The sequence below is a fragment of the Paenibacillus dendrobii genome (assembly GCF_009807035.1).
Lineage (GTDB): Bacteria > Bacillota > Bacilli > Paenibacillales > Paenibacillaceae > Paenibacillus_AQ > Paenibacillus_AQ dendrobii.
The window spans coordinates 753,156-778,905 of record NZ_WUBI01000002.1 but is presented as its reverse complement, the minus strand read 5'-3'; the positions used below and the strand labels follow the sequence as shown (position 1 = coordinate 778,905).

The 25,750-nt window shown below is 47.6% G+C and carries 6 protein-coding genes and 1 pseudogene; 6 read left to right on the top strand and 1 reads right to left on the bottom strand.

Annotation, left to right across the window (positions count from 1 at the left end):
- Positions 1 to 2: 2 nt before the first annotated feature.
- The 3 genes from GRF59_RS17320 to GRF59_RS17310 all read left to right on the top strand — a co-directional run bounded on the left by GRF59_RS17320 (position 3) and on the right by GRF59_RS17310 (position 2,763).
- Entirely contained in the window at positions 3 to 665 is a 663-nt protein-coding gene (locus GRF59_RS17320; RefSeq protein ID WP_341480091.1) for a VOC family protein, read from the top strand.
- 412 nt (positions 666 to 1,077) lie between these two features.
- Positions 1,078 to 1,851 (top strand): 4'-phosphopantetheinyl transferase family protein, encoded by a 774-nt coding sequence (locus GRF59_RS17315; protein ID WP_160498935.1) that lies wholly within the window; start codon positions 1,078 to 1,080, stop codon positions 1,849 to 1,851.
- A gap of 525 nt (positions 1,852 to 2,376) precedes the next feature.
- Entirely contained in the window at positions 2,377 to 2,763 is a 387-nt protein-coding gene (locus tag GRF59_RS17310) for a hypothetical protein (RefSeq protein ID WP_237391895.1), read from the top strand.
- Positions 2,764 to 2,770: 7 nt separating this feature from the next.
- Here the strand turns inward: GRF59_RS17310 and loaP are convergent, their stop codons facing one another.
- Entirely contained in the window at positions 2,771 to 3,343 is a 573-nt protein-coding gene (gene loaP / locus GRF59_RS17305) for an antiterminator LoaP (RefSeq protein WP_160498933.1), read from the bottom strand.
- A gap of 550 nt (positions 3,344 to 3,893) precedes the next feature.
- Between loaP and fabD the strand changes: the two genes are divergently transcribed.
- From fabD to GRF59_RS17290, 3 genes and pseudogenes are all read left to right on the top strand, one after another.
- On the top strand, positions 3,894 to 6,266 hold the full coding sequence (fabD, locus tag GRF59_RS17300) for an ACP S-malonyltransferase (protein ID WP_160498932.1): 2,373 nt from the start codon (positions 3,894 to 3,896) through the stop codon (positions 6,264 to 6,266).
- Positions 6,267 to 6,278: 12 nt separating this feature from the next.
- Positions 6,279 to 14,255 (top strand): HAD-IIIC family phosphatase, encoded by a 7,977-nt coding sequence (locus GRF59_RS17295; RefSeq protein ID WP_160498931.1) that lies wholly within the window; start codon positions 6,279 to 6,281, stop codon positions 14,253 to 14,255.
- Between the two features lie 19 nt (positions 14,256 to 14,274).
- Positions 14,275 to 25,659: pseudogene (locus GRF59_RS17290) on the top strand (SDR family NAD(P)-dependent oxidoreductase); the annotation flags it as partial.
- Between the last annotated feature and the right edge of the window lie 91 nt (positions 25,660 to 25,750).

Genomic DNA, 25,750 nt, shown 5'->3' with positions numbered 1-25,750 from the left:
CGGTGAGCAAGCAGGACGAAGGAGGGGAAGCGGTGTTTTTTGAAGAAATCAAGTTAAAAACGGCAGAACTTGTAACCTTGAAACAGTTTTACCAGGATACACTGGGCGTGCCCGTGATAGCAGAGGAAGACGGTTTGTTTTCTTTGCGAATCGGGGACACCTTATTGACATTTGAGCAGGCGGCAGAAGGGCAGCCTTTTTATCACTATGCCTTTAATATCCCCGAGAACCAGTTCAAGGAGGCCAAGGCATGGCTTTCGAATAGGGTAACGTTGAACCGGGAAGAAGGGGAGGACGAGGCGGATTTTGAATCATGGAATGCCTCTGCGGTGTATTTTGAGGACCCGGCTGGTAATATTGTGGAGCTGATTGCGAGGCATAACCTGAACAACGCATCAGGAGAGCCTTTTAACGCCAACAGTCTGCTTTGTGTGAGCGAAATCGGAATTGTGAGGGATGATGTCCGGCTATTTGTAGAGGAATTGCAAAGCAAGGGTTTTCCAAAATGGAGAGAGGGCAATGACGGTTTTGTTCCGGTTGGAGATGAGCACGGGCTGCTGATCGTCGTCAAGAAAGACCGTCGCTGGTTTTTTGCCGAGAAGGATTCGGAGATTTTTCCATTATCTATAAGTATACGGGGAAAAGGCATTATGGAATTTCGCTGAGATGATGAGTTACGCTAAGGAGGCAGAGCATCTTCCGTTTCGGGAAGAAGTGATGTCTCTTTTTTGAAAAGAATATAATCAGCAATCAATACAACAGGATGTCTTCCGTCATAGTACCTTCAGCTGATGGCTGAAGGAGAGTATATTAGCTGAAAAACGATGATGGAATAAACTGTATATACATGTATTGTTATAGAATATTATGATGTAAATATATGTTTGAATATCTGTTATAAAGATGGTATTGTTTCGTGTAAAGGCATTCCCTGAATTGTTAATATTAGGAAATTTATTCGTCAAAAAGGCGGGCGATGGTGTAACTATCATTATGCGATGGGTGGTCATTCTTAAAGTATTAATTTTAACCAGCTTGTGCAATACAAGAGTCTGTTAATATCGGGGGTTCAGATCGTTGAAGACGAATGAAGCGCTACAGCTGCGCGATGCAAAGGTATTAAGGTTGGATTTTATAAGAGAGTTGAAAGTTTATCATGCGGCTCTTTGCATATATTCAAATTCGAGTCAAGAGGTCTTCCCAGAGATGGAGCAAGTACTCCATCCCACGGAGCTTGCGTATGGTTCTACACTTGTCTATGAGAAGAGACGGCAAGATTATTTAATTGGTAGATATGCTGCAAAGATCGCGATCCACGCCTTCGATCCATCCACTGCGATGTACGATGTTCAAGTCGGTCATGGGGTGTTTCGACAACCGATCGTCAGGCATCCCAATGAGTCACGAATAGGGGTATCGATTTCGCACAGCGAGGGGCTTGCTGCGGCAGTAGCATTTGAAGAGGAGCATCCGATGGGAATTGATATCGAGTATGTACCGCGCCTTTTATTGGACACGGTACTTGAGCAACTGACCGATTTCGAAAGAAGGTTATTGGGGAGTGGGCCATGGAGCAAGCAGGATTCGGCAGCGGCGTTATGGGTTTCCAAGGAAGCTTTGTCCAAGACGCTTAAAACAGGTCTTACGACTCCGCTTCATATTTTTGAGATCGAAGAGGCACGATTCGAAAAAGGTCTTCACGGTATCCTATTGATTTGCACGTTTCGTAATTTTTTTCAATATAAATCGGTTGTGTTTAAGTGGGGGGATTACATGTGCTCTTTATGTTTTCCACGCAAATCAGAAATGAGTTATGCAGCGAGAGAGTTGGACGAACCGCCATGTAGATGAAGTGGGCAGACCATAAGCTTCCGATTCTAAGCAGTACAAAAAGATGATTCCTTTTGCATGAATGCGCAAGATTCAGCAACCAAAGGGCTAACCCGGCATCTGTTAAGATACAGAGTCTAATCATTCGAGAAACCCTGTATCTTTTAAAAATATATAGGATTCTCTTACTTCTGAGGTGCTATGTTAAGCACCCTTTTTGTTTCATTCCTCTCGATTATCCACATTCGTGGAGCGTTAAAAGAAGATTCCTACCGAACGAATAATACCACCTGCAGTGTGCTTCCTATCACCAAAATACAATTAAATTCCAGATATCTCCCCGTAGCGTAAATATGCTAAGTTATAAAATCATATTGACACTTTGAGTCAGTTATCATAAATTCTCTTTAGAAAAATTGCTGTCAATGTCGTGTTTGTATAGAAAGTTGGTAACTTTCGCGAGTGTGCATATTAGTCATATCGAGGAATTGATTGATGACAAACCAGTTAGCTGGTGATCTTAAGGAGGAATTCATCGTGCATAGTATGAAATCGCCCGGAGGTTCATTATTCCCTTATTACTACAAGGGTGGAGAATTACACTGTCTGAAATATGGAAGTTTTTTTTCGAATGCGGATGCGTTATTTGCATTAATGAAGGCAGAAGAAGAGTTTATTTCAAGCAGAAATCGCCAGTTAAATATTTGGGTTGATTTTTATGAAACGCAGCTAACGGATTCTGTCTTAATCAAGTTTGTGGAGAATATCAATTGTCTGCAGAACCATACGAAAAAACTAGCTATTGTAGGCTTTACTTTTTGGGACAAGTGGCGATTGCGTCAAAAGATAAAAAAAACCACCGTTCCATTTTCGATGCCGATTAAATATTTTGACGATCCTGAGGTGGCTAAAACTTGGCTTGTAAGCGAGTGAGGTTTAACTAGAGAATTTCGATACCAAAGTCAATTAATAGTTCCGCACCAAGTATCGTGAGTAAGACTTTAGCTCTTTTTTTATGCTTATCGATCTTCTTAATAAAACGTTCCATTCCTTTCAAAGGCCCTGCTCGTACAACAAAATTCGAGTTATCGACACACACTTGGGAATATTCGATGGTATCATCTTGGTTAATGAGATTGAGTACAACGAACATTTCCTCCATTGGTATTTCTTTGAAAAAATACGATTCATCTAGCTTTTCCAATTGGTTATCAATGAGTAGAGTGTCGATGGATTTCATATTTCTATCTTTTAGATTATTATAATTTAATGTTTGGTAGATAAGTGAATTTTCCTTTAACCGGTAATATGTGGAGAAATTCATTTTGGTTTCCACAAATACATAACCTGGAAATAAGGGCTTCACTACATGATATTCTTGACCTCTTTTTTTCTCGGGAACTTTACGTTTAGGAATAATACTATATAACAGGTTTCCATCGAATCTAGCATCAAGCCAATGTTTGACTTGGGATTCGAATCCTGATTTGACAAATAAAACATACCAAGCCACTTCACTTCCACCTCTTCTTTTTTTTTGGATATCTTAACACGGTCGAAATGAAAACGATGTCGAAATATGAAATATGTGTTAAAAAATGTATTATCGATTAGGTAATGGGATAAAAATAAATACTTTACAAATGATTTAAAATATAGTAATTTAATAATCGTAATTTGCTTATTTTAATAATAACTCAAGTGTACTTAATCGGCGTTTAGGCGCGTTAAGCAAGCTTAAGGTTCATAACTTAGCACATGAGAAAGACACCCAATGCTTACGGAACCTCCTCACAAGGGAGGTGCCGTAGGCATTTTTTTGTCTTTTTGAAAAAAATAGTGAGGGGGACTGCAGAGGATCATGCCCGAAGTTTGCAAGGAAATAATCGTTGAGCATTTGACTTTAGGAGAAATGGAAGTTGAAGACCAGGAAGCAGTGTGCGTTTTTCATTTTTTAGCTAAGTCCTGCCGAAAATCGCCTTGGCTCACTTACATCCCCATGAATTAACGTATTATCAATCGCTTAAGTTATGCGAATCTTATATGAAGGATGGTAGAAACGTATGATCACTTACGTATTTCCAGGGCAAGGTGCTCAAAAAAAAGGAATGGGTGAAGGATTGTTCGACGAGTTTCGTGAATTGACGAAGCAAGCCGACGAAGTGTTAGGCTATTCGATTCAAGAGCTTTGCCTGAATGACGCAGGGGGGAACTTGCACCAGACTCAGTTTACACAGCCGGCTTTATACACGGTCAATGCGATGAGCTACCTCAAGAAAATTATTGATACGGGACAACGTCCGGATTTTGTAGCGGGTCACAGTCTAGGGGAGTACAATGCTTTGTTCGCGGCAGGCGCGTTTGATTTCAAGACAGGGTTGGAGCTGGTCAAAAAAAGAGGAGAATTAATGAATCGCGCTACCGATGGCGGTATGGCTGCTGTTGTTGGATTAACTGAAGAGCAGATTCGGGAAGTACTGCATACCAAAGGGCTGTCCGGCATTGATATTGCCAATTTAAATGCTCCAACCCAAATCGTTATCTCTGGAACCAAGGCCGATATTGACCAGGCACAGCCGGTTTTTGAAAGCACAAAAGGGGTCGAGATGTTTGTTCCTTTGAGAACAAGCGGAGCATTTCATTCCCGGTATATGCAAGAGGCCATGCGAGAGTTTGAAAATTTTCTTGAAAATTTTCAATTTCTAGACATGAAGATACCTGTCATTTCCAATGTGCAAGCCCGGCCTTACATCGCTTCTGCATTAAGTGAAAATTTGGTGCGGCAAATTACCCATCCAGTGAAGTGGACAGAGAGTATCCGTTATTTAATGGGCAAGGGTCAAATGGCCTTCGAAGAAATTGGTGTCGGTAAAGTGTTGACGGGTCTTATTGCACGTATCCAAGCGGAGGCTGGGCCTCTCATCGTTACAGAAGAAGAGGTGCAGTCACAACCCATGGAAAGACGAGCAGGTACAAAGGTAGTGACAGCGATGAATACGGAAAGCGAAAGCCCGAAGTCTTCCGTAGCTGTACTCGAGCGAGATGGCCTAGTTCCTGCGGAGAAGAAAAGCCTTATGGCCGCGACTCTAGGAGACGCAACGTTTAAGCAGGATTATAACTTGACGTATGCGTACATAGCGGGTGCGATGTATCGAGGCATTGCCTCGAAAGAAATGGTTATTCGGATGGGGCGAGCAGGAATGCTTGGTTTTTTTGGTACAGGAGGTCTAGGATTTTCAGTCATTGAAGCGGCGATTACGGATATCCAGAAAGAGCTGAATCAAGGACAGGCGTATGGTTTTAATTTTCTCCACTTGCCATCCGATCCCCGAAAAGAAGAACAGTTGGCGGATCTTTTTATTGCCCGTCAAGTCAAGGTGATTGAAGCCTCGGCTTTTTTGAGCGTTACTCCTGCTTTAGTCAAGTATCGTGCGAAAGGATTAGTGCAGGATGAAAATGGCTTATTCTCCAGTACGAATAAAATCATTGCCAAAGTCTCCCGTCCAGAAGTCGCGGAAGCCTTCTTGAGCCCTGCTCCGGAAAGGATCGTAGCCAAACTGCTAGCGGAGCAGTCGATTACGGAGAAGGAAGCACAGTGGCTCATGAAAGTACCGATGGCCGACGACCTGACGGTGGAAGCAGATTCCGGAGGACATACCGACGGAGGTGTGGCTTATGCCTTAATGCCGGCTATGCGAAAATTACGGGATGAGATGATGGTTAAGTATCGGTATCCAAAGCGGATACGGGTGGGGGCGGCTGGTGGTATCGGGACGCCAGAGGCGGCCGCGGCCGCTTTTATTATGGGCGCAGACTATATTGTAACGGGCTCAATTAACCAGTGTACGCTGGAAGCGGCCACAAGTGACGCCGTGAAAGATTTACTCCAGCAAATCAATGTCCAGGATACGGAGTATGCTCCTGCAGGTGATATGTTTGAGATGGGTGCGAAAATTCAAGTTCTTCGCAGAGGTGTGTTTTTTCCGGCAAGAGCCAATAAACTGTACGATTTGTACCGTATGCATGCTTCTTTGGATGACATCGACGAGAAGACGAAGATCCAAATTCAGGATAAATATTTTAAGAAGAGTTTCGACCAGGTTCTCACAGAAATAAAGGCTTACTACACTCCAGAAGAATGGGAACACGCTCTCAATAATCCAAAGCAAAAAATGGCCATGTTGTTCAAATGGTATTTTACGTATTCTAGCCGGTTAGCTTTACAGGGGAGTGAGGAATCCAAGGTAGATTACCAGATCCATTGCGGTCCTGCATTGGGAGCTTTGAATCAGGAGCTGAAAGGAACGACACTGGAAAACTGGAGAAACCGACATGTGGATGAAATCGCGTTGATCTTGCTCAGCGGGGCAGCGCAGTGTCTTAAGGATCGATTGAACGCCATTCTGGGTGCGGACGAACGACGCACTGACATGTGAGGAGAAGGTTGGATGAGCGAAGAACAAGCGGTAAAACGGATTCTGATTTCGGCTACTTTTACAGCAGATCCGGTGTTAAAGACGTTGGATTCTTGGCAAAAGAAGCTTCAGCTGGCGTACACTTCCGAAGTGCTTGCCTACAATCAAGTGTTCCAGGAATGGCTTCAAGCCGAAAGCGCGTTGCGCAAAAATCAAGAAGGGTTGAATGTTGTCATGCTCCGCTGGGAGGATTGGCTGCCATACCAAGGCAAGGAAGCTGTTGATTATGCATCATTGAATCCAGAGGATAAGCCGTTCTTGCAGATGCGAGAGGCTTTATCCACTACCGCAGCCGATGCGGTCCAAGCGCTACGTACTTTCATCGCTCATTCTTCTTGTCAAACTCTGCTGTTGATCTGTCCGTCCTCTCAGGCCTACGAATCGCAACCGCATTGGCGGTCTTGCTTTGCGGAGCTTGAACAAGTGATTCAGGAACAGGCTGATCAATCCGAGCTAATCCACGTCATCAAGGCGGAAACGTATCATGACAAGTACCAAATCGAAGCTATCGATGATCCAGCCCGCAACGAGCTAGGGCATATTCCTTTTGTTGATACGTATTATGAGTTTCTGGGGACTTTGCTGGTACGCTATTATTATTCGCTGCAAAGTCAGCCGTACAAAGTCATCGTGGTCGATTGTGATCACACTTTATGGTCGGGTGTCTGCGGCGAGACAGCTCCAAAGAAGCTGGATGTACAAGGCGCAACGTTAGAATTGCAGCATTTTCTGATCCATCAAAAGGAGCAGGGGATGCTGCTTTGTCTTTGCAGCAAAAATATCGAAGAAGATGTATGGCATGTATTTGACAACCGTTCGGATTTTCCGTTGAAACGGGGGGATCTGACGGACTTTCGCATCAATTGGCAGCCTAAATCGGATAATCTTCGATCGCTGGCCGAGTCGCTGAATGTGGGCTTGGACAGTTTTATTTTTATCGATGATAATCCGATTGAATGTGCTGAAGTTGAGGCTAATTGCCCCGAGGTTCTAACCTTGCAATGGCCTGCGGAGGAAGAGTCAAGATTAGAGCTGCTCCGTCATAACTGGGCGTTTGACCATTTCACCGTTACAGCGGAAGATGCCAAAAGAACGGTGATGACGCAGCAAAATCTACAACGCAAATCACTACTGGAAGAGTCGGCGGATTTTCATGCTTTTTTACATAAGCTGGAGCTTAAAGTTGACATGGCGGACATGGAGCATAAGCATCTGGCCCGGGTGGCGCAGCTGACGAAACGAACCAATCAGTTTAACTTCACAACGATTCGCCGCAGTCAAAAAGATATTCAGATGCTGCTCGATAAAGATGGTTATATTTGCAAAGTGGTGCATGTTAGCGATCGTTTTGGCGATTACGGTCTTGTCGGCATGGTCTTGTATAAGCTAGAGGAAGATAGTCTGAATGTGGACACCTTTATCTTGAGCTGCCGGGTACTGGGACGCGGGGTTGAGCACCAGATGATGCGGACTTTGGGTGAGCTGGCGCTTGAAAAAGGCTTACCTTATGTCGATGTTCGGTATGTGAGCACCAGTAAGAACAAACCGGTCAGCGACTTTATAGAATTTGTGTTGAAATCAATACCGAAGCAGTCACGAGTCAGTCAGTTAGAATCAGGACAAGTATACCGGTTGAAAGCGGCGTTTTTGAACAAAGTCACACTAGTGCCGTCTGGTCCAGACGCCGAGCCCTCGGATCAAATTGCCTCACCGGTTCTGCCGCGGCAGGATTCGTATCTGGATATTCTGGAAGAAGTCAAGGGATTGGTCGGAGGTATCCTTTCGATTGAAGCAGGAAGCATCGACGCAAATGCCGGATTGGAAACTTACGTGCACGATTCGTTTAAAGTCGTGGAACTGACGATTGCGCTGCAGAACCGCTATCCGAACGTATCCGCCACTTTTTTATATGAGTATTCCTCCTTGGCTGAAATTGCAAGCGCCTTGTGCAACGAGGAGGAGCAGCATGCGGCCACCTCAGCGGCATCTGAAAAGGAAGGTGCACACTTGGCATCGGAGCCCGTACATGTTCACTCGGATGATGACAAGATAACCGAACATTCCGGGAATGAGCCTTACGAAGTGGCAATTATTGGGATCAATGGGCGTTTTCCGCAAGCGAACAACGCGGCTGACTTTTGGCAAAATTTATTGAAAGGGACGTCTTGTATCTCGGAAGTTCCTCCGGATCGTTGGGATACGGATTTGTATTATGATCCTGTAAGTGAATCCACGGACAAAAGCCATAGCAAATGGGGAGGCTTTATCGAGGATGTGGACAGTTTCGATCATGCCTTTTTTGGCATTTCGCCGAGAGAAGCTGAGTGTATGGATCCGCAGCAGCGAATTTTTCTGGAAGTTGTGTGGGGCTTGCTGGAAGATGCCTGCCACACAAGAAAAAGTCTTGATGTGAATACGGGCGTGTTCGTTGGCGTGATCTCTAATGATTACAGTTTATACGCCAGTGAAGCTGCCTTGTATGGATTCAGTGCATACCGGGGTGCTGAATTGTATCAAATCCCTAACCGCGTGTCCTATTTCATGAACTTCAGCGGGCCTAGTATGGCCATTGATACGGCTTGTTCGTCATCCGGAACGGCGATTCATTTGGCATACGAAAGTATGCGCAGAGGGGAATGCCAAAGTGCAATCGTTGGCGGCGTCAATTTGTTTTTGCACCCGGGACGTTATATTCAATATTCGCAGATGCAAATGCTTTCCAAAGATAAAGATTGTTGCCCGTTTGGGGCTAATGCGGCGGGTACGATTTTTGGCGAAGGCATCGGAGCTTTGCTGCTGAAACCACTGCATCAAGCCCAATTAGATCAGGATCACATCTATGCTGTAATCAAAGGGACAGCGGTTAATTCTGGTGGCAAGACGAATGGATTCACGGTTCCAAACCCCAATGCCCAGGCGGATCTGATCGCTACAGCCCTAAGCAATGCTTGCGTACCCGCATCAACCATTAGTTACGTCGAGGCGCATGGTACGGGCACGCCCTTGGGAGATCCGATCGAAGTACGTGGATTGATCAAGGCGTTCGAGCAGAATGCGGTGGATTCGGATGTTTCTGTTGCTTCCAAGTCTTGTGCGCTTGGTTCCGTAAAATCGAACATCGGTCATCTGGAGTCCGGGGCTGCGATCGCAGGGATCATGAAGATTCTGCTACAAATGAAGCATAAAACGCTGGTGCCATCATTGAATTCGTCTCAGCTTAATCCATTGATTCCTTTCGATTCCTCTCCATTTTATGTGCCGCAGAAGGTACAAGAATGGCAACGGCCGGTATGGACGGACATGAACGGCATTTCGGGCACGGCACCGCGACGGGCGGGAATAAGCTCGTTTGGAGCAGGCGGTTCCAATGCTCATATTATCTTGGAAGAGTATGAAGATGAAGAAGTGCAACTTACTAATGAGGACTGGGTTCCGATTGTAGTGCTGTCCGCCAAAAGTGAGGCAGCTTTGCAGAGAATGGCCGAACGGCTCAGGGATTATATTGATACTGAAGGGATCCAGGAAGCGGAATTAGGTTCGTTGGCGTATAGCTTGCAGGTAGGCCGGGAGCAGTTCAAATATCGTGCAGCGTTCATATGCGACTCCTTGCAGGATCTTCGTGATAAACTGGAAGACTTTGCTGAAGGGCGCGCAGGCTTTGGAAAAGTCGTTACTGGCGTCGTGCAAAGCCCGCTCTCCGAACAGCTTCAATTTGGCGAAAAAGATGCGGATCAGACATTCCTGCAAAGCTTGCTTCAGGATAAGGACTACACCCGCATAGCGATGCTGTGGGTGATGGGTGCGGAGATCTATTGGCAATGTCTGTACATCCATGGGCGTCCTCGCCGGATGAGCTTGCCTGCATATCCTTTTGCCAAAGATCGTCACTGGCTTCCTGCACGACATGAACTGGCAAAAGGCGGGAACAGGGCAATGCCGCTGCAGCCACTGCTTCATCGCATCGATCCCAAAGAAACGGTCAAAATGGGAACGGGACTTGTTTTTGAAACAACCTTGGATCCGGGACATTCCCTTATCCAAAGTGACGACACATCCGGTAAGCCCAAGCTACCTGCTGCGGCCTATCTGGAAATGGTCCGTGCAGCGATGAATGAAATCGCAGGGGACGATACCATCGTTATCGAGAACATCGATTTGTTGGAACCTCTTGTCGTTGAGGAACAGACTCGGATTTATCTGGTCTTGAGCGCTGTGGATGAACGCCAATATGTGTTCCGTATCCAATCTGGGGGAGCAGAGCCCAAGCTTTACAGCCAGGGTACCGTGAGTCTGGATGAGGATAGGGGTACAGTCTTCGATGTGACAGCGATTTTGCATGATCAAATGTCCCAAGTAGATCCGGAAGTGTTTTATGCAGCATGCGAGAAACATGAAATCCGTCATGAAGGTATATACCGTCAAATGACACGATTGTGGGACAACGGTAAGGACGTATTGGCGGAGCTGCACATGAAGGAGACCGAGTTGGTAAGAGGATACAGTATTCACCCGGCTATGCTGGAGTGCGCATTGCAACTGCGGGCACATTGTTCGGATGAAATCAATGAGATCGCGAGTATGAGAGATGTTAGAATAACGGGCAAAGCGCCGGCTAACTCATATGCGTACGTACAGCGTGACGAGTATGGAAGTAGGAGTCAAGTTTCCTTGCTAGGTCCATCTGGGGAAGTCATTGTCCACGTCGGGCAATTAATGACACGTAAGTTGAAAAAACCGTGGGACGAGCTGATGTACGTGCCGGTGTGGGAAGAGCTGGAACGGCTGCCGGCGCGAACGCATACCCCGCAAACGGTACTGATTGTGGATTCTGAATCTTCGGCATCTCTTAGTGAATCTTTGAACGAATATTATACAAGCGTGCCTAAAGGGTCGCAAATTGTCCATATCCGGTTAAGTGAACATACGGAGAAAATGCAGGGTCTCGAGCATAGCTGGCTTTGCGGAGCGGAGGATATACACGGGTTTGAAATGTGTCTGAAGCAGTATGCTTCCATCGATCGCCTGTATTTTCTATCGGATTGCCGGGCATATGAACCATCGGTTGATTTGAAAGATTTGATTCAGAGCCAACCGAACAATGAAGTTCAACTGCTTCGGCTGATCAAGGCCCTTAGGCAGAAAGAGACGGATGGTAAGAGGATCGACACGTTTATCATTACGCAGGACAGCTACCGGATTACAGATTCAGAGGTTAATCCTTACGGCGGTGGAGTTACAGGGCTGACTTATTCTATCGCGCATGGTGACTACCGGTTTTCGGTAAGAAATATTGATATTTCCGCCGATGATCTGCTAACAAAAGAAAGGCAAACCGCACTGCTGGGAAATATCATCAATGAAGAACCTTCCGATCGCGGAGACGTCGTGAAGTTCCATTTGGGACGCAGATACAAGCAAGTTTTTGTCAAACTAGATACAGACCGGTTTCAGCAAACTCAAGGACTACAAAAGAATGGCGTTTATGTCATTTTGGGAGGCAGCGGATTAGTGGGCGGCATTATGACCCGCTATCTGATGCAGGATTATCAGGCCAAAGTGGTATGGATCGGACGTTCTCCTGAAACATCGCCTGCGATACGAGAAAAATTGGACTCATTCGCAGCATTAGGAGAACCCCCGCTATATATTCAGGCGGATGCAACAAGCCTGGTTCAAATGCAGCAAGCGGTAGCCCGAATCAAAATGCAGCACCCGGTCATCAACGGAGCCATTTTCTCTGGGATTGTGATTTCGTTTGAAAACTCCATTGCCCAAACAACTGAGCGTGAATTTATGGATATTTTAGATGTTAAATCACAAGGCAGCATCCATTTTTATAAAGCTTTTGAACAGGAGAAGCTGGATTTCTTATGTTATTTTTCATCTGGGCAAGCCTTTTCCTTCTCGGGTGCGGCAACGCTGTCGGCTTATGCATCAGGGATTACCTTCGCGGATACATTTGTCCGGTATATGCGGCCGCAGGCAGCTTTTCCTATCGGCATTATCAACTGGGGATTCTGGAAACCTGCAGAGACGAATCCTTCGTTAAGCAAGAATATCGGGTTTTTAGAAGCGCGTGAGGGATTCATCTGTTTTGAACAATTCACGGGGATGCTGCGGATGGGCGCAGTCCAGCAAGTCATGTGCTTAAAAGCGTCGCAGCCCGTTCTCGAATTGATGAAATGCAAAGAGTCGGAGGCTGTGTCGGTCTTGGAGAGGGACTCGGGTCTAAGGGTAGGATCACTATGGAACAAAGAGATTGTGATGGAACATCAATTGCCGGAGTTATATGCGATTAATGATCAAGAAGAGCTTCAGCTTTGGATGCTAAAACTGCTTTACGTGCAGATGCAGGAAATGGGCTTCTTTCATCGTAAAGGAATTCGGGTTGAGACACTCGCGCTGCGCAAAGCCGCAGGTATTCTGGATAAATATGACCGAATGGTCGAGGAGTGCCTGAGTTTGCTGGGAGCAAAAGGTTTCGTCCAGCGCGAAGGGACTGTGGTGATTGCAACGGAACAGTCTGAGCTCGAAAATGGCGCAAGGATATGGAGAATGTGGGAGACGGCGAAGGAGACCTATTTGAACGATGCCAATTGGCAGACAAAAGTGCGTTTGGTAGATGCCTGCCTTCGGAAGTTGCCGGATATCCTGCGCGGCACGGTGATGGCGACGGACATTTTGTTCCCCGATTCCTCGATGAAGATGCTGGAAGGCGTCTATAAAGGAAACGCCCTTTCGGATTACTTCAATAACGTCGTGGCGAATACGATCGCGGAATATGTGCGCAAGCGTATTCAGGAGAACCCTATGGCAAAGGTGAAAATCATTGAGGTAGGAGCGGGAACGGGAGGCACCAGCGCCATGGTGTTTGCCAAGTTAAAGCCTTACAGCGATTCTGTCGAGTACAGCTATACGGATATTTCCAAAGCGTTTTTGTTGTTTGCGGAGGAGAAGTACGGCGTACATCATCCTTATATCGAATTTAAACTGAATAACATTGAGAAGCCGCTGGCTGATCAAAAAATAGAGGCAGGAAGCTATGATATCGCGATTGCTACTAATTGCTTGCATGCGACCAAAAATATGCACCGCACCTTGCGTAATATGAAAGCAACCCTGAAAGCCGGCGGGCTTTTGCTTTTAAACGAAGATACAGACAAGATGATTTTCACAACGCTGACGTTCGGCCTTCTGGACGGATGGTGGCTGTACGAAGATGAGCATTTGCGTATTCCTGGAGCTCCGCTATTGTATCCCGAAACCTGGAAAACCATTTTAGAAGAAGAAGGCTTCTCTCATGTTGGATTTCCTGCAAGTTCAGCTCGCGGGCTGGGTCAACAGATCATCGCAGCCGAAAGCAACGGCGTAATCCGCCAGCCGATCCGCAGCATAACACCGTCACAAAAAACGGAAGCTGCTGCACCTGCGGCACTTTTGGGACCGAAGGTGGAAAAGAGAAGTTCAGGGAGCTATTCGACAAATACGAAACCACAGGTAACCGTGAAAGAAATGCGCAAGCCAGAAATGGTCGTCGCAACGCAGGCAGCCGGGAGCGCGGGAGAAAGTCTCGACACCTACGTGAAGAGCGTGATTCTTGATAAGTTATCGAAATCATTGAAAGTAACGGTGGACAGCATCGACACCGCGGCAGCCTTTTCTGATTACGGGGTCGATTCCATTATCGGAATTTTGTTTGTGAAACAGACCAGTGATGGGCTGGGGATTCCCTTGAATAGTGCGATCTTGTTCGAATATCCAACAGTGGATCGCTTAATTCAGTTTATTGTGAAGAACTACAAAGATCAGTTGCAAGCAAAAGCGACAGTAACCGGACAGCCTGTTACAGCATCCAAATTAACCCGCGATGTTGCTGCAGAGCTGCTAGAGGAACAATTTTGGGCAGATGAAATTTCTATCGAATCGTTAATCCAGAAGATCCAACAATAAACGTGTTGAGAGGTTGCCTATGAACCCTATAAATTTTCAAACCGTTGTTGAAAAGTTGCGGAACAAAGAGATGAGCGAGCAGGAAGCTAGAGAGCTACTGAGCACGTTAAAGAGCCGTAATAGCGACCCATTAGGGAACCCAAAAGAAGAGGAGCCAGCCATGGCTCCTTCTGTGCGGGATTGTAAGATCGAATCATCTGATATCGCTGTGATCGGGATGTCAGGACAGTTTCCTGACGCAGTCAGTGTCGATGAATTTTGGCACAACCTGATCCAAGGGCATGATGCGGTTCGTGAGCTTCCCTCTCATTATTTGAAGCAAAGTCCGCTAATCAAGGACTATAGATGGGGAGGCATTCTGGAAGAGCGGGATTGTTTTGATCCATTATTCTTCAACATATCCCCGCGTGAAGCCGAGTCGATGAATCCTCATCAACGTCTGATTCTTCAAGAAAGCTGGAAAGCATTGGAGGATGCCGGTTATAATCCGAAATCGCTCGCTGAAGCTCAGGTAGGCATCTTTATTGGAGCTGAGCCCACGGGCTACCTCCACGAGTCATTTACAGGCTATTCCGATGCGCTTGTCGCCTCGCGGTTATCCTACTATTTGGATCTAAAAGGGCCGGCGCTTGTCGTCAATACCGGCTGCTCCTCTTCAGCCGTCGCGCTCCATCTGGCATGCGACAGCTTGCGCAGCGGGGAATCAACCGTAGCTCTTGCAGGGGGTGCAGCGACGCTGCTGGATCAGTCGATATTATCCAGACTGTCCGACATCGGTATGCTGTCCCAAACGGGAAAGTGCCACACATTTGACGAAGCGAGCGACGGCACGGTCATTTCTGAGGGCTTGGGCGTTGTCGTTCTGAAAAGGTTGTGTAACGCAATTGCTGATGGCGATCCTATTTACGGTGTGATTAAAGGTTCAGGAATGAATCAGGATGGGGCGAGCAATGGCATTACGGCCCCCAATGGGGTGGCACAAGAACAGTTGATAAGGAACGTGTATGAGCAATTTAACATAGATCCTGAAGCCATCACTTATGTGGAAGCGCACGGTACAGGCACTCAGCTTGGTGATCCCATCGAAACGAATGCGTTGATTCGCGCATTCAGGCATTTTACGGACAAAGAAACCTACTGTGCCATCGGTAGCGCGAAATCTTTTATTGGGCATACAGGAGCGGCCGCAGGTGTCATCGGGCTTATCAAAACCTTATTGTCACTTAAGCATCGGCGTATTCCTGGTTTGATAAATTTTAAGACCTTGAATCCATTTATTGATTTGCATGCTTCGGCTTTTTATGTGAATACATTGGGGACGAGATGGCAATCCGCCACGGGTCAGCCTTTGACGGCGGCTATTAACTCTTTCGGACACAGCGGAACGAACGTTCATCTTGTCCTTCAAGAATACGAGCCACCTCTTTCCGGTATGATGGACAGTCCTATGGCTAGTGGACCTCACCTCATCCCTCTATCGGCTAAAACCCAAGATCGTTTGCTCGCATATGCAGATAAACTGCTGCGTTATCTAAAGGGCCAGAGCGTCCAACCGCTGATCGAACCCCGAACCGCTGCCATCTTGCCTCAAGTGAATACCGATCTGGAGCGGCATATTCGCCGCTTGCTTTCGGATATTCTCCTTGTGCAGGAAAGCGAATTGGAGGACGATTTGCAAGAGTGCGGCATGGAACCTATTCATTTCAAGCAATTGGAACAACAGCTGCACGGTGAACTTGGCATTGAGGTTCCGCTTCAGGTGCTGCGCGAGAACCATTCGATTCAAGCTATTGCTGCGTACGTAGCCGCTTCATCCGGGGGAGCATCAGCATCCCGCGTAGAGAGTTCTCCGAAGACAATAGATCGTTTCGTTGAGGAAGAACAGGGGATTTCGGACATTCAATTAGAGAAGATCGCTTTTACGCTGCAAACCGGGCGGGAAGCGATGGAGGAAAGAGTCATTTTTCTTGTCCAAGATGTAACGGATTTGATCATTGGACTAGAAGCTTTCATTCAAGGGAAAGACGAGCCCGGGAGCATTTGGCGCGGTCAAGTGAAGAAGCAGAAATCGGCCGCAAGCGTTGTTGGTGAGAATCTGAACGAATCCATAGAACGTTGGATGATAAGTGGCAATCGAAAGAAGTTGGCCGAGTCGTGGGTGCAGGGAGCGGATATAAGATGGGAACGACTTTATAAGGATGGAATTCCCGGGAGAATGAACCTTCCGACCTATCCGTTCGCCAAGGAGCGTTACTGGAAACCGGAGGCGGGCTCTGAGAATAATCCTACATGGACAGCTCCGGTGCCGACCGTTATTCATCCTTTGCTGCATACAAACACTTCGGATTTGAACGAACAAAGGTACACTTCCACTTTTAATGGTAACGAATTTTTCCTTGCTGATCATGTGATTCAAGGCCAACGGGTTTTGCCCGGCGTGGCCTATTTGGAGATGGCGCGGATGGCCGTAAACATGGCGGCGGGAGATATAGATCCCGAACAGAACGCGATTTATATGAAGAATATGGTCTGGGCCCGCCCGATCACGATCAGGGATCAGCCTGTTCAAGTGCATATTGGACTCTATCCGGACAATGATGGGGAAATCGCTTATGAAATTTATAGTGATGAAAGTCTAAATGCACAATCATCCGAGGAGCAGATTGTTCACAGCCAGGGCAGCGCGTCAGTGGTTCGACGGACAGATACTCCTTGTGTGAACCTGTCTGATTTACTGGATCATTGTGCGCTATATACGATTTCAGCCCGTGAATGTTACGAAGCCTACAAGGGAATGGGGATTGATTATGGTCCGGGGCATCAAGCGGTTGAATCGATTCGGGTTGGCCAAGGGCAAGCATTGGCGAAATTGAACTTGCCGGCGGGGATCGCTGATACCCAAGATGTATATCAGCTTCATCCGAGTTTGATGGATGCGGCTTTGCAAGCAACGTTAGGCTTGCGGATTAGTCTAGAGGATCCTCATGCAATTATTCCTACAGCACTTCCGTTTGCTATGCAGGAGATGGAGATTCATGGTGAATGTCCTTCATCTGTGTGGGCTTGGGTACGTTATAGTGAAGCAAGCCGGTTATCTGATAGCCTGCAAAAAATGGATATTGATATATTCGATGATCTTGGTAAGGTTTGTGTTCGAATGAAAGGTTTCGCCATGCGGGGGCTGGAAAGAGAAGGATCTTCAACCTCATATGAAACGAATGAAACGTTATTGTTCGAACCTTGCTGGGAGGAACAAGCAGCGGTGCCGGGAACGGCGGCTTATGCGGAGAATTGGGTTCTACTGTGTGACCCCTCCGGCCATCTTAAGCAAGCTCAAATAGAAGCTCAATTAAACGGATTGCATTGCATATGGCTTCAGTCTGATGCAGAAGACACCGGGGGACGTTTTCAACAGTATGCCATTCAGGCATTCGAACACATCCAACGAATCTTGTTGAATAAACCGAAGGAAAGCGTTCTGGTACAAATTGTTACGGTTCATCAGGGTGACTTACTGAGCGCCCTATCCGGCCTGCTCAAAACAGCGCATCTCGAAAATCCGAAGCTGATCGGGCAACTCATTGCGTTTGACACGGAAGAGGATTTGGAGGCAATTGCCGACAGAATTAGGGAAAATAGCTCGAGTAAGCCCGAGCAGCACATTATGTATGATGCCGGGCGGCGGTATGTAGCAGGCTGGAGCGAGATGGCAGTCACGAACAATGCAGATGAAGAGATGCCCTGGAAAGACGGGGGTGTGTATTTAATCACTGGAGGAGCGGGCGGATTAGGCTTGGTATTCACAGAGGAGATTGTGCATAAGTCTAACGGTGCAACAGTCATTCTAACCGGACGCTCACCACTTTCTGATCGTAAATGGAACCGAATGAAGGAATGGGAAGCACTTGGTGCCAGAATTATTTATAAACAAGTCGATGTATCTGATCGGACAGCCGTCGAAGACTTGATGTCTGAGATTCAGACGGAATATGGACAATTAAACGGGATTGTACATAGCGCCGGTGTAATTCGGGATAACTTTATTTTGAAAAAGACAAAAGCCGAAATGTTGGAAGTGATGGCTCCGAAGGTGTCCGGTCTTATAAACCTGGATATGGCGAGCCTAAGCATTCCTCTGGATTTCTTCATCAGTTTTTCATCGGGTTCGGGCGCACTGGGCAATGCAGGACAGGCTGATTATGCCCTGGCGAATGCATTTATGGATGCTTTTACGAAACATCGTCATGGGCTGGTCATCGCCGGAAAGCGCCATGGAAGGTCACTGTCCGTGAATTGGCCATTATGGAGAGACGGTGGGATGCGTGTAGATGCCGCTGTCGAACAACAGATGAAGCGGCAACAAGGCATGGTCGCTATGCAGGCCGATGAGGGCATCCGTGCCTTGTACCTCGCGCTCGCTTCCGGTAAGGACCAAGTGATGGTCATTGCTGGTGAACGGCAACGAATTCTTGATCATGTTCACAGAAGTCCGTATGAGTTAGAGATTAAGAAGGCTGTGGTGACTGACCAAGAGGACAGCCATGTGTTCGCTTCGAATAAGAATCATGCTGCCCTAACGATTAGTGAAGATCAACTGGAGGAACAAGCCGTTCAGTATATCCGACAAATGCTGTCAACCGTGATCCGTTTGCCGGCAAGCCGGATTGAAGCGGAAGCTTCTCTAGACACGTATGGAATCGACTCCATTATGGTGATGAAACTGACGAATGAATTAGAGAAAATCTTCGGTTCTTTGCCGAAAACATTATTTTTTGAATATCAAACGATTACGGCTGTAACCGGTTATTTCCTTGAGTCTTACCGGGATCAATTGATAGATCTGTTAGGTGTGACGTCAGATTCATCTCGCGTGGAAGGCCAATCAAGGATACAAGACGCTGAGAGCAATGGGGAAAGTGAATTGTCGAAAGGGGTTCGGCCCGGGCGTAAACGGTCCCGTTTCGTTCCTCAACGTATCGATAGAAGTCCAGAACATCACGATGAGACCCTTGATATTGCCATCATCGGAGTCTCGGGCCGTTACCCCGGGGCCCGCAACATAGAAGAATATTGGACAAATTTACAGGAAGGCAAAGACTGCATTACGGAAATTCCAAAAGATCGCTGGGATCATAGTATTTATTATGACGCGGATAAGGATAAGCCAGGGAAAACATACAGTCGCTGGGGTGGATTTATAGACGGTGTGGATCAGTTTGACCCTCTATTCTTTCACATATCACCCCGTGAAGCTGAACTCATGGACCCGCAGGAACGGTTGTTCTTGGAAAGTGTATACGAGGCGATGGAAGACGCCGGGTATACACGCCAAACGCTAGGGCAGAAGCACCAGGGATTTGGTCTGGAAGGGAATGTCGGAGTTTACGTTGGAGTTATGTATGAAGAGTATCAACTGTACGGGGCGGAACAGACCTTGCTTGGCAACCCGGTATCACTAGGGGCTAGCCCATCATCGATTGCCAACCGGATTTCATACTGGTGTAATTTTCATGGACCAAGCATGGCTGTAGACACGATGTGTTCCTCTTCGCTGACGGCAATTCATCTCGCCTGTCAAAGTTTGCAGCGGCATGGCTGTGAATTAGCCATAGCAGGCGGCGTCAATCTTACTGTACATCCGAACAAATATTTGATGCTCGCTCAAGGCAAATTTGCTTCCAGCAAAGGTCTTTGCGAAAGCTTCGGCGAGGGCGGTGACGGTTATGTGCCCGGGGAGGGCGTCGGTGCCGTTTTGCTTAAACCTGTGTCCAAAGCGATTGAAGATGGGGACCACATCTATGGGGTTATTAAAGGAAGCTCGATTAACCACGGTGGCAAAACAAACGGATATACGGTGCCTAACCCAACCGCTCAGGCTGCACTCATCACCCAAGCCTATCAATCCGCTAAGATTGATCCAAGGACGATCAGTTATATGGAGGCTCACGGAACAGGAACATCGCTTGGCGATCCGATTGAGATTGCGGGTTTGACGAAGGCATTCAGGGTATACACTCCGGATCAGCAGTTCTGCGCTATCGGTTCAGCGAAGTCCAACATTGGACATTGTGAAAGTGCAGCTGGTATTGCGGGTTTGACGAAAGTATTGTTGCAAATGAAACATGGTCAGTTGGCTCCGTCCTTACATGCAACAACGTTGAATCCGAATATTGACTTCAGTACAACGCCATTCACTGTACAACAGGAGTTGACGGAGTGGAAACGGCCATGGATTCAAATGAACGGCGAGATGAAAGAGATTCCGCGGCGGGCGGGATTATCTTCCTTTGGTGCCGGTGGTTCGAATGCGCATTTGGTCATTGAGGAATATCAGCCTCCTCAGATGGCTAACGTCATTGCAGTCACACCTCAACGTCCGGTGATCATCCTGTTATCAGCGAAGAGCGAGGACCGCTTGCTGGTTCAAGCGGAACGGCTGCTGGGTGCTATCCGAAATCAGCAGATCCCTGAGGATGACTTGCTGAATATGGCTTATACGCTACAAGTCGGTAGGGAAGCGATGGAGGAACGAATGGGCTTCTTAGTCAGTTCATTGAAGGAACTGGAGGAGCATTTGCATATTTTTGTTCAGCAGCAGGACCGAGGATTACAGGTATTCCGGGGACAGGTGAAGCGGAACCAAGATTCGCTGGCTGTTTTTGCGGCGGATGAAGATATGGCTCAAACCATTGAAGCCTGGATTGCAAAGGGAAAATATGCGAAGCTGCTTGACCTTTGGGTGAAGGGACTCGTATTCGATTGGAACAAACTCTATGGCCAGAACCAACCGCGCCGGATCAGCTTGCCAACCTATCCTTTTGCAGAGGAACGTTACTGGGTGCCGCAGACGTCATCTGTTCGGCCTGAAGCACATGCAGCCGAAGCAGTCATTCATCCGCTGGTGCATCGTAATACTTCGGATTTTGCAGGGCAGCGTTATAGTTCGACGTTCACAGGACAGGAATTTTTCCTTCGTGATCATGTGGTACAAGGCAAGCGGATTTTACCTGGCGTGGCACATTTGGAAATGGTTAGAGCAGCAATGACTGTAGCGGCGGGGACCGTCAAGGAGGAACGTATCGGCGTCCGTTTGAAGAATATTGCCTGGGTCCGGCCAGTTGTTTCCGAGGATCGGCCGCTCCACATTCATACAGAACTTTTCCTGGAGGAAAATGGGGATGTTAGATTCGAAATAACCGGCGAAGCGGAGTCGAAAGACGCGGAACCTGTTATTTATAGCCAAGGGATCGCGGTATTGCGTTCGGCTGAGGATACGCCTGTGCTGGATATCGAGATGCTGAGAGCTCGATGCAGCGATCTTGTGCTAGAAGCCGAGTCTGTATACGAGTCGCTGGAACAGATGGGCATCTCTTATGGAATAACGCACCGGGGCATCGAGACGATATATACGGGGTCGGATCAGGTGCTCGCGAAGCTATCGCTGCCTGCGATTGTTCAGAATACATTAACGGATTATATGCTGCATCCGGCTATGGCTGATGCAGCTCTTCAAGCGTCCGCCGGACTCTGGCTGGGGGCTGGGAACATGGGGCCGACGCTACCTTTTGCCTTGCAGGAGTTGGATTGTTGGGGGCATTGCGATGCGGACATGTGGGCCTATATTCGCCGCAGTCCAGGCATCGGGGCCGGAGATTCCGTGCAGAAGTTAGATATTGAGCTATGCGATCTAGAAGGAAACGTCCGCGTGCGGATGAGAGGTTTTTCGTCTAGGGCAGCCGTAGCTGCGGGCGAAGATGCCACTCTTTCCATGCAAAGCGCGCTGCCTCCTGAAGAAGAGGGGGTGTTGCTATTAACACCTTCTTGGAGGGAAGCTCCCGTAGCTGCAGATGCGACGACTCCTGAACTTACGGAACATAAGGTGCTGCTTTGCGAGCTGGACCATGTTACGTCGCAAGCAGTTGAAGCAGAGCTTGGTCGTGTTGTCCGTTGCTCAACGCTGCAGTCCGATGCGGAAGGCGTCGATGCTCGTTATGAAGCATATGTTATTCAGATATTAGGCGAGATACAACGAATTTTGAATATGAGACCTAAAGGTAAGGTGTTGTTACAAGTCGTCGCACCATACAATCAAGAAAATCAGTTATATCGGGGCATCGCAGGCATGTTCAAAACGGCATCGCTGGAAAATCCTCTTTTCCATGGACAATGGCTGGAGGTGGAGGCAGATGAAACCGCTCTAGACATCGCCCATAAGATTCAGGAAAATGCGTGCAGCCCGCTGGACCAGGAAGTAAGATACCAAACTTCCAAGCGGTATGTTGCTGATTGGAGCGACATTGTTTCGGAGAGTGAGCCTGAGGGCACATTGTTGCCATGGAAAAACGGTGGCGTCTATTTAATCACAGGTGGAGCGGGTGGATTAGGAGCAATTTTTGCGGATGAAATTGCTGTAAAGAGTCGAGAAGTGACACTGATCCTAACGGGCAGATCGATTCTGAGCGCGGAGAAGCATGCCGAGCTGGAAGCGAGAATGGCTGCGGGGACGAAGCTGGTGTATAGACAAACGAATGTGGCAGACAAACAGGAAGTACAGGCGCTCATCACGAACGTAAGGCAGGAATTTGGTGCGTTGGATGGGATCATTCACAGCGCGGGAGTCGTCAAGGATAGTTTCATTCTCAAAAAGACGGAAGCAGATGTGCTGGAAGTACTGGCTCCAAAAGTGAAAGGCGTCTTGAATTTGGATGAAGCGAGCGCGGAAGTGCCACTGGACTTCTATGTTATTTTTTCCTCTGGATCAGGCGCAGTTGGTAATGTGGGACAAGCGGATTATGCTGCGGCTAACGCTTTTATGGATAGGTATGCGTACTACCGCAATACGTTGGTTGCAGCCGGGAAGCGTTGGGGACGGACATTGTCGGTCAATTGGCCATTGTGGAAAGAGGGCGGCATGCGGGTCGATGAGGACACAGAACAGCGGATGCAGCAGGCGACGGGCATGGTACCCATGCAGACACACTCAGGCCTGCAGGCATTGTATCAAGCTCTAGCCAGTGGCCATGATCAGGTACTTGTAGCCGAGGGGAATGTCCGGAGGTTGCGAAGCTCATATACAAGCATCGTACATGACCCGCCTCAAGGAGCGGCAAAGCCGCTCTCTGATAAACCAAGCCAGCAAGGAAAGCAAACAGATTCCATTGCTAAACTGCAAATGCTACGCGATAAAGCCATTGTTTTTTTCAAGGAGATGTTGTCCTCGGTCATCAAGCTTCCAGCTCATCGGATTGATGCGGACGCTTCGCTTGATAAATACGGCATCGATTCCGTGATGGTGATGAATATGACGAACCAGTTGGAGAAATCATTCGGTTCCCTATCGAAAACGCTGTTATTTGAATATCAAAGTATTCATGAATTAACGGATTATTTTATGGAAATGCATCAAGTCCAACTCACGCAATGGCTAGGAGTCGAGGATAAAGAAGAGGTACCTTTAACCCGTCATTCTACCTTAGCGAATTCAGCCGAACCGGTAAGTGCTGTTATCGGAACGGGGAGACGGCGTGCTCAAACAGCTCTGCGTGTGGAGGCTCAACCGCAATCCTCCGCACTGGATATTGCGATTGTGGGTATTTCGGGTCGCTATCCAGGTGCTCAGAATATCGAGGCATATTGGGATAATTTGCGTGACGGTAAAGATTGCATCACTGAAATTCCAGCGGATCGCTGGGACTTCAGTCGATACTATGATATCGACAAGAATAAAGCTGGTAAGACGAATAGTAAATGGGGCGGGTTTTTGGATGGGGTGGATCGGTTCGATCCGTTATTTTTCCATATATCCCCTCGGGAAGCCGAGCTGATGGATCCGCAGGAGCGTTTGTTCCTGGAATGTGCGTATGAGACGCTGGAAGATGCAGGCTATACTCGTGAGATGCTCGGATCGCAGCAAGATCCGGGCGGGACGAACAATGTGGGTGTATTTGTCGGTGTCATGTATGAGGAATACCAGCTCTATGGAGCGGCGGCGCAAAGTCAAGGAAGACCCGTTGCTTTACACGGGAATCCTTCGTCCATTGCCAATCGCGTATCCTATTTTGGAAATTTCCACGGTCCGAGTATGGCTATCGATACGATGTGTTCTTCTTCGCTCACCGCGATTCATCTGGCTTGCCAAAGCATCCGGCAGGGCAGCTGTGAGCTCGCGATTGCGGGTGGGGTCAATGTCTCTATTCATCCGAACAAATATTTGCTGTTAGGACAGGGTAATTTTGCCTCCAGCAAAGGACGGTGCGAAAGCTTCGGAGTAGATGGAGACGGCTACGTGCCAAGCGAAGGTGTAGGGGCCGTTCTACTGAAGCCTCTATCTCGGGCAATAGCTGATGGGGATCAGATTTATGGCGTCATTAAAGGGACGGCCATCAACCATGGCGGTAAAACCAACGGCTATACGGTTCCAAATCCGAAGGCGCAAGCGCGAGTAATTGAGCAAGCTTTCCAAGAATCGGGCATCGATCCGAGGACAATCACATACATGGAAGCCCACGGTACGGGCACTTCATTGGGTGACCCGATCGAAATTTCCGGTTTGACGAAAACGTTCAGCGCGTATACGACGGATAAGCAATTTTGTTCAATCGGTTCAGTCAAATCGAATATCGGTCATTGTGAAAGTGCAGCAGGGATTGCCGGATTGACTAAAATATTGCTCCAAATGAAGCATCGCAAGCTCGTTCCGACTCTGCATGCGGAGACGTTAAATCCGAATATTGATTTTGAATCTACGCCGTTTGTCGTTCAGCAGCAGCTCGCCGATTGGAACCAGCCTGCATTCGTGATTGACGGACAATCTCGGACGTATCCGAGACGAGCGGGGATTTCTTCATTTGGCGCTGGGGGTTCCAATGCCCACATCGTAATTGAAGAATATGTATCTAGTGAAGGAGAGCAACCACTTGTTGCGTTCCAATCGGATCATCCCGCTGTCATCGTATTATCTGCAACGAATAAGGAAAGGTTGTATGAGCAGGCCAAAAGGTTAAGGACTGCGATTCAAAGGCGGTCGCTGACGGATGCGGATCTGGCCAATATGGCGTATACACTGCAAGTTGGCCGGGAAGCCATGGAGGAAAGGCTTGCGTTACTGGCAGATTCTATGAAGGATCTTGAACGTAAGCTTGACGATTTCTTAGGCAATCAGGAAGGTTCGATGGATGTATATCAGGGTCAGGTCCGTAATCAAAAAGATCGGCTGGCCTTATTTGATGCGGATGAAGATTTACAAATCGCTATGGAAGCGTGGCTAGATAAAGGAAAATACGCCAAACTACTGAATCTCTGGGTCCATGGCGTACCTTTTGACTGGAACAAGCTGTACGGAGATCATAAGCCACGGCGGATAAGCTTGCCGACTTATGCTTTTGCGCGTGAGCGTTATTGGTTGCCTGAGACAGAAGCCAAGACGCATAACGGGAGCCAGATTGTCAGCGTGAAAAGTCAATTTTCTTTGGACAAAACGTATTTGGACCGTCTCC

Bases quoted from the DNA above. Each gene is read 5' to 3' on its own strand.
- GRF59_RS17310 (WP_237391895.1), top strand. From the start codon at position 2,377: ATGAAATCGCCCGGAGGTTCATTATTCCCTTATTACTACAAGGGTGGA.
- fabD (WP_160498932.1), top strand. From the start codon at position 3,894: ATGATCACTTACGTATTTCCAGGGCAAGGTGCTCAAAAAAAAGGAATG.
- GRF59_RS17295 (WP_160498931.1), top strand. From the start codon at position 6,279: ATGAGCGAAGAACAAGCGGTAAAACGGATTCTGATTTCGGCTACTTTT.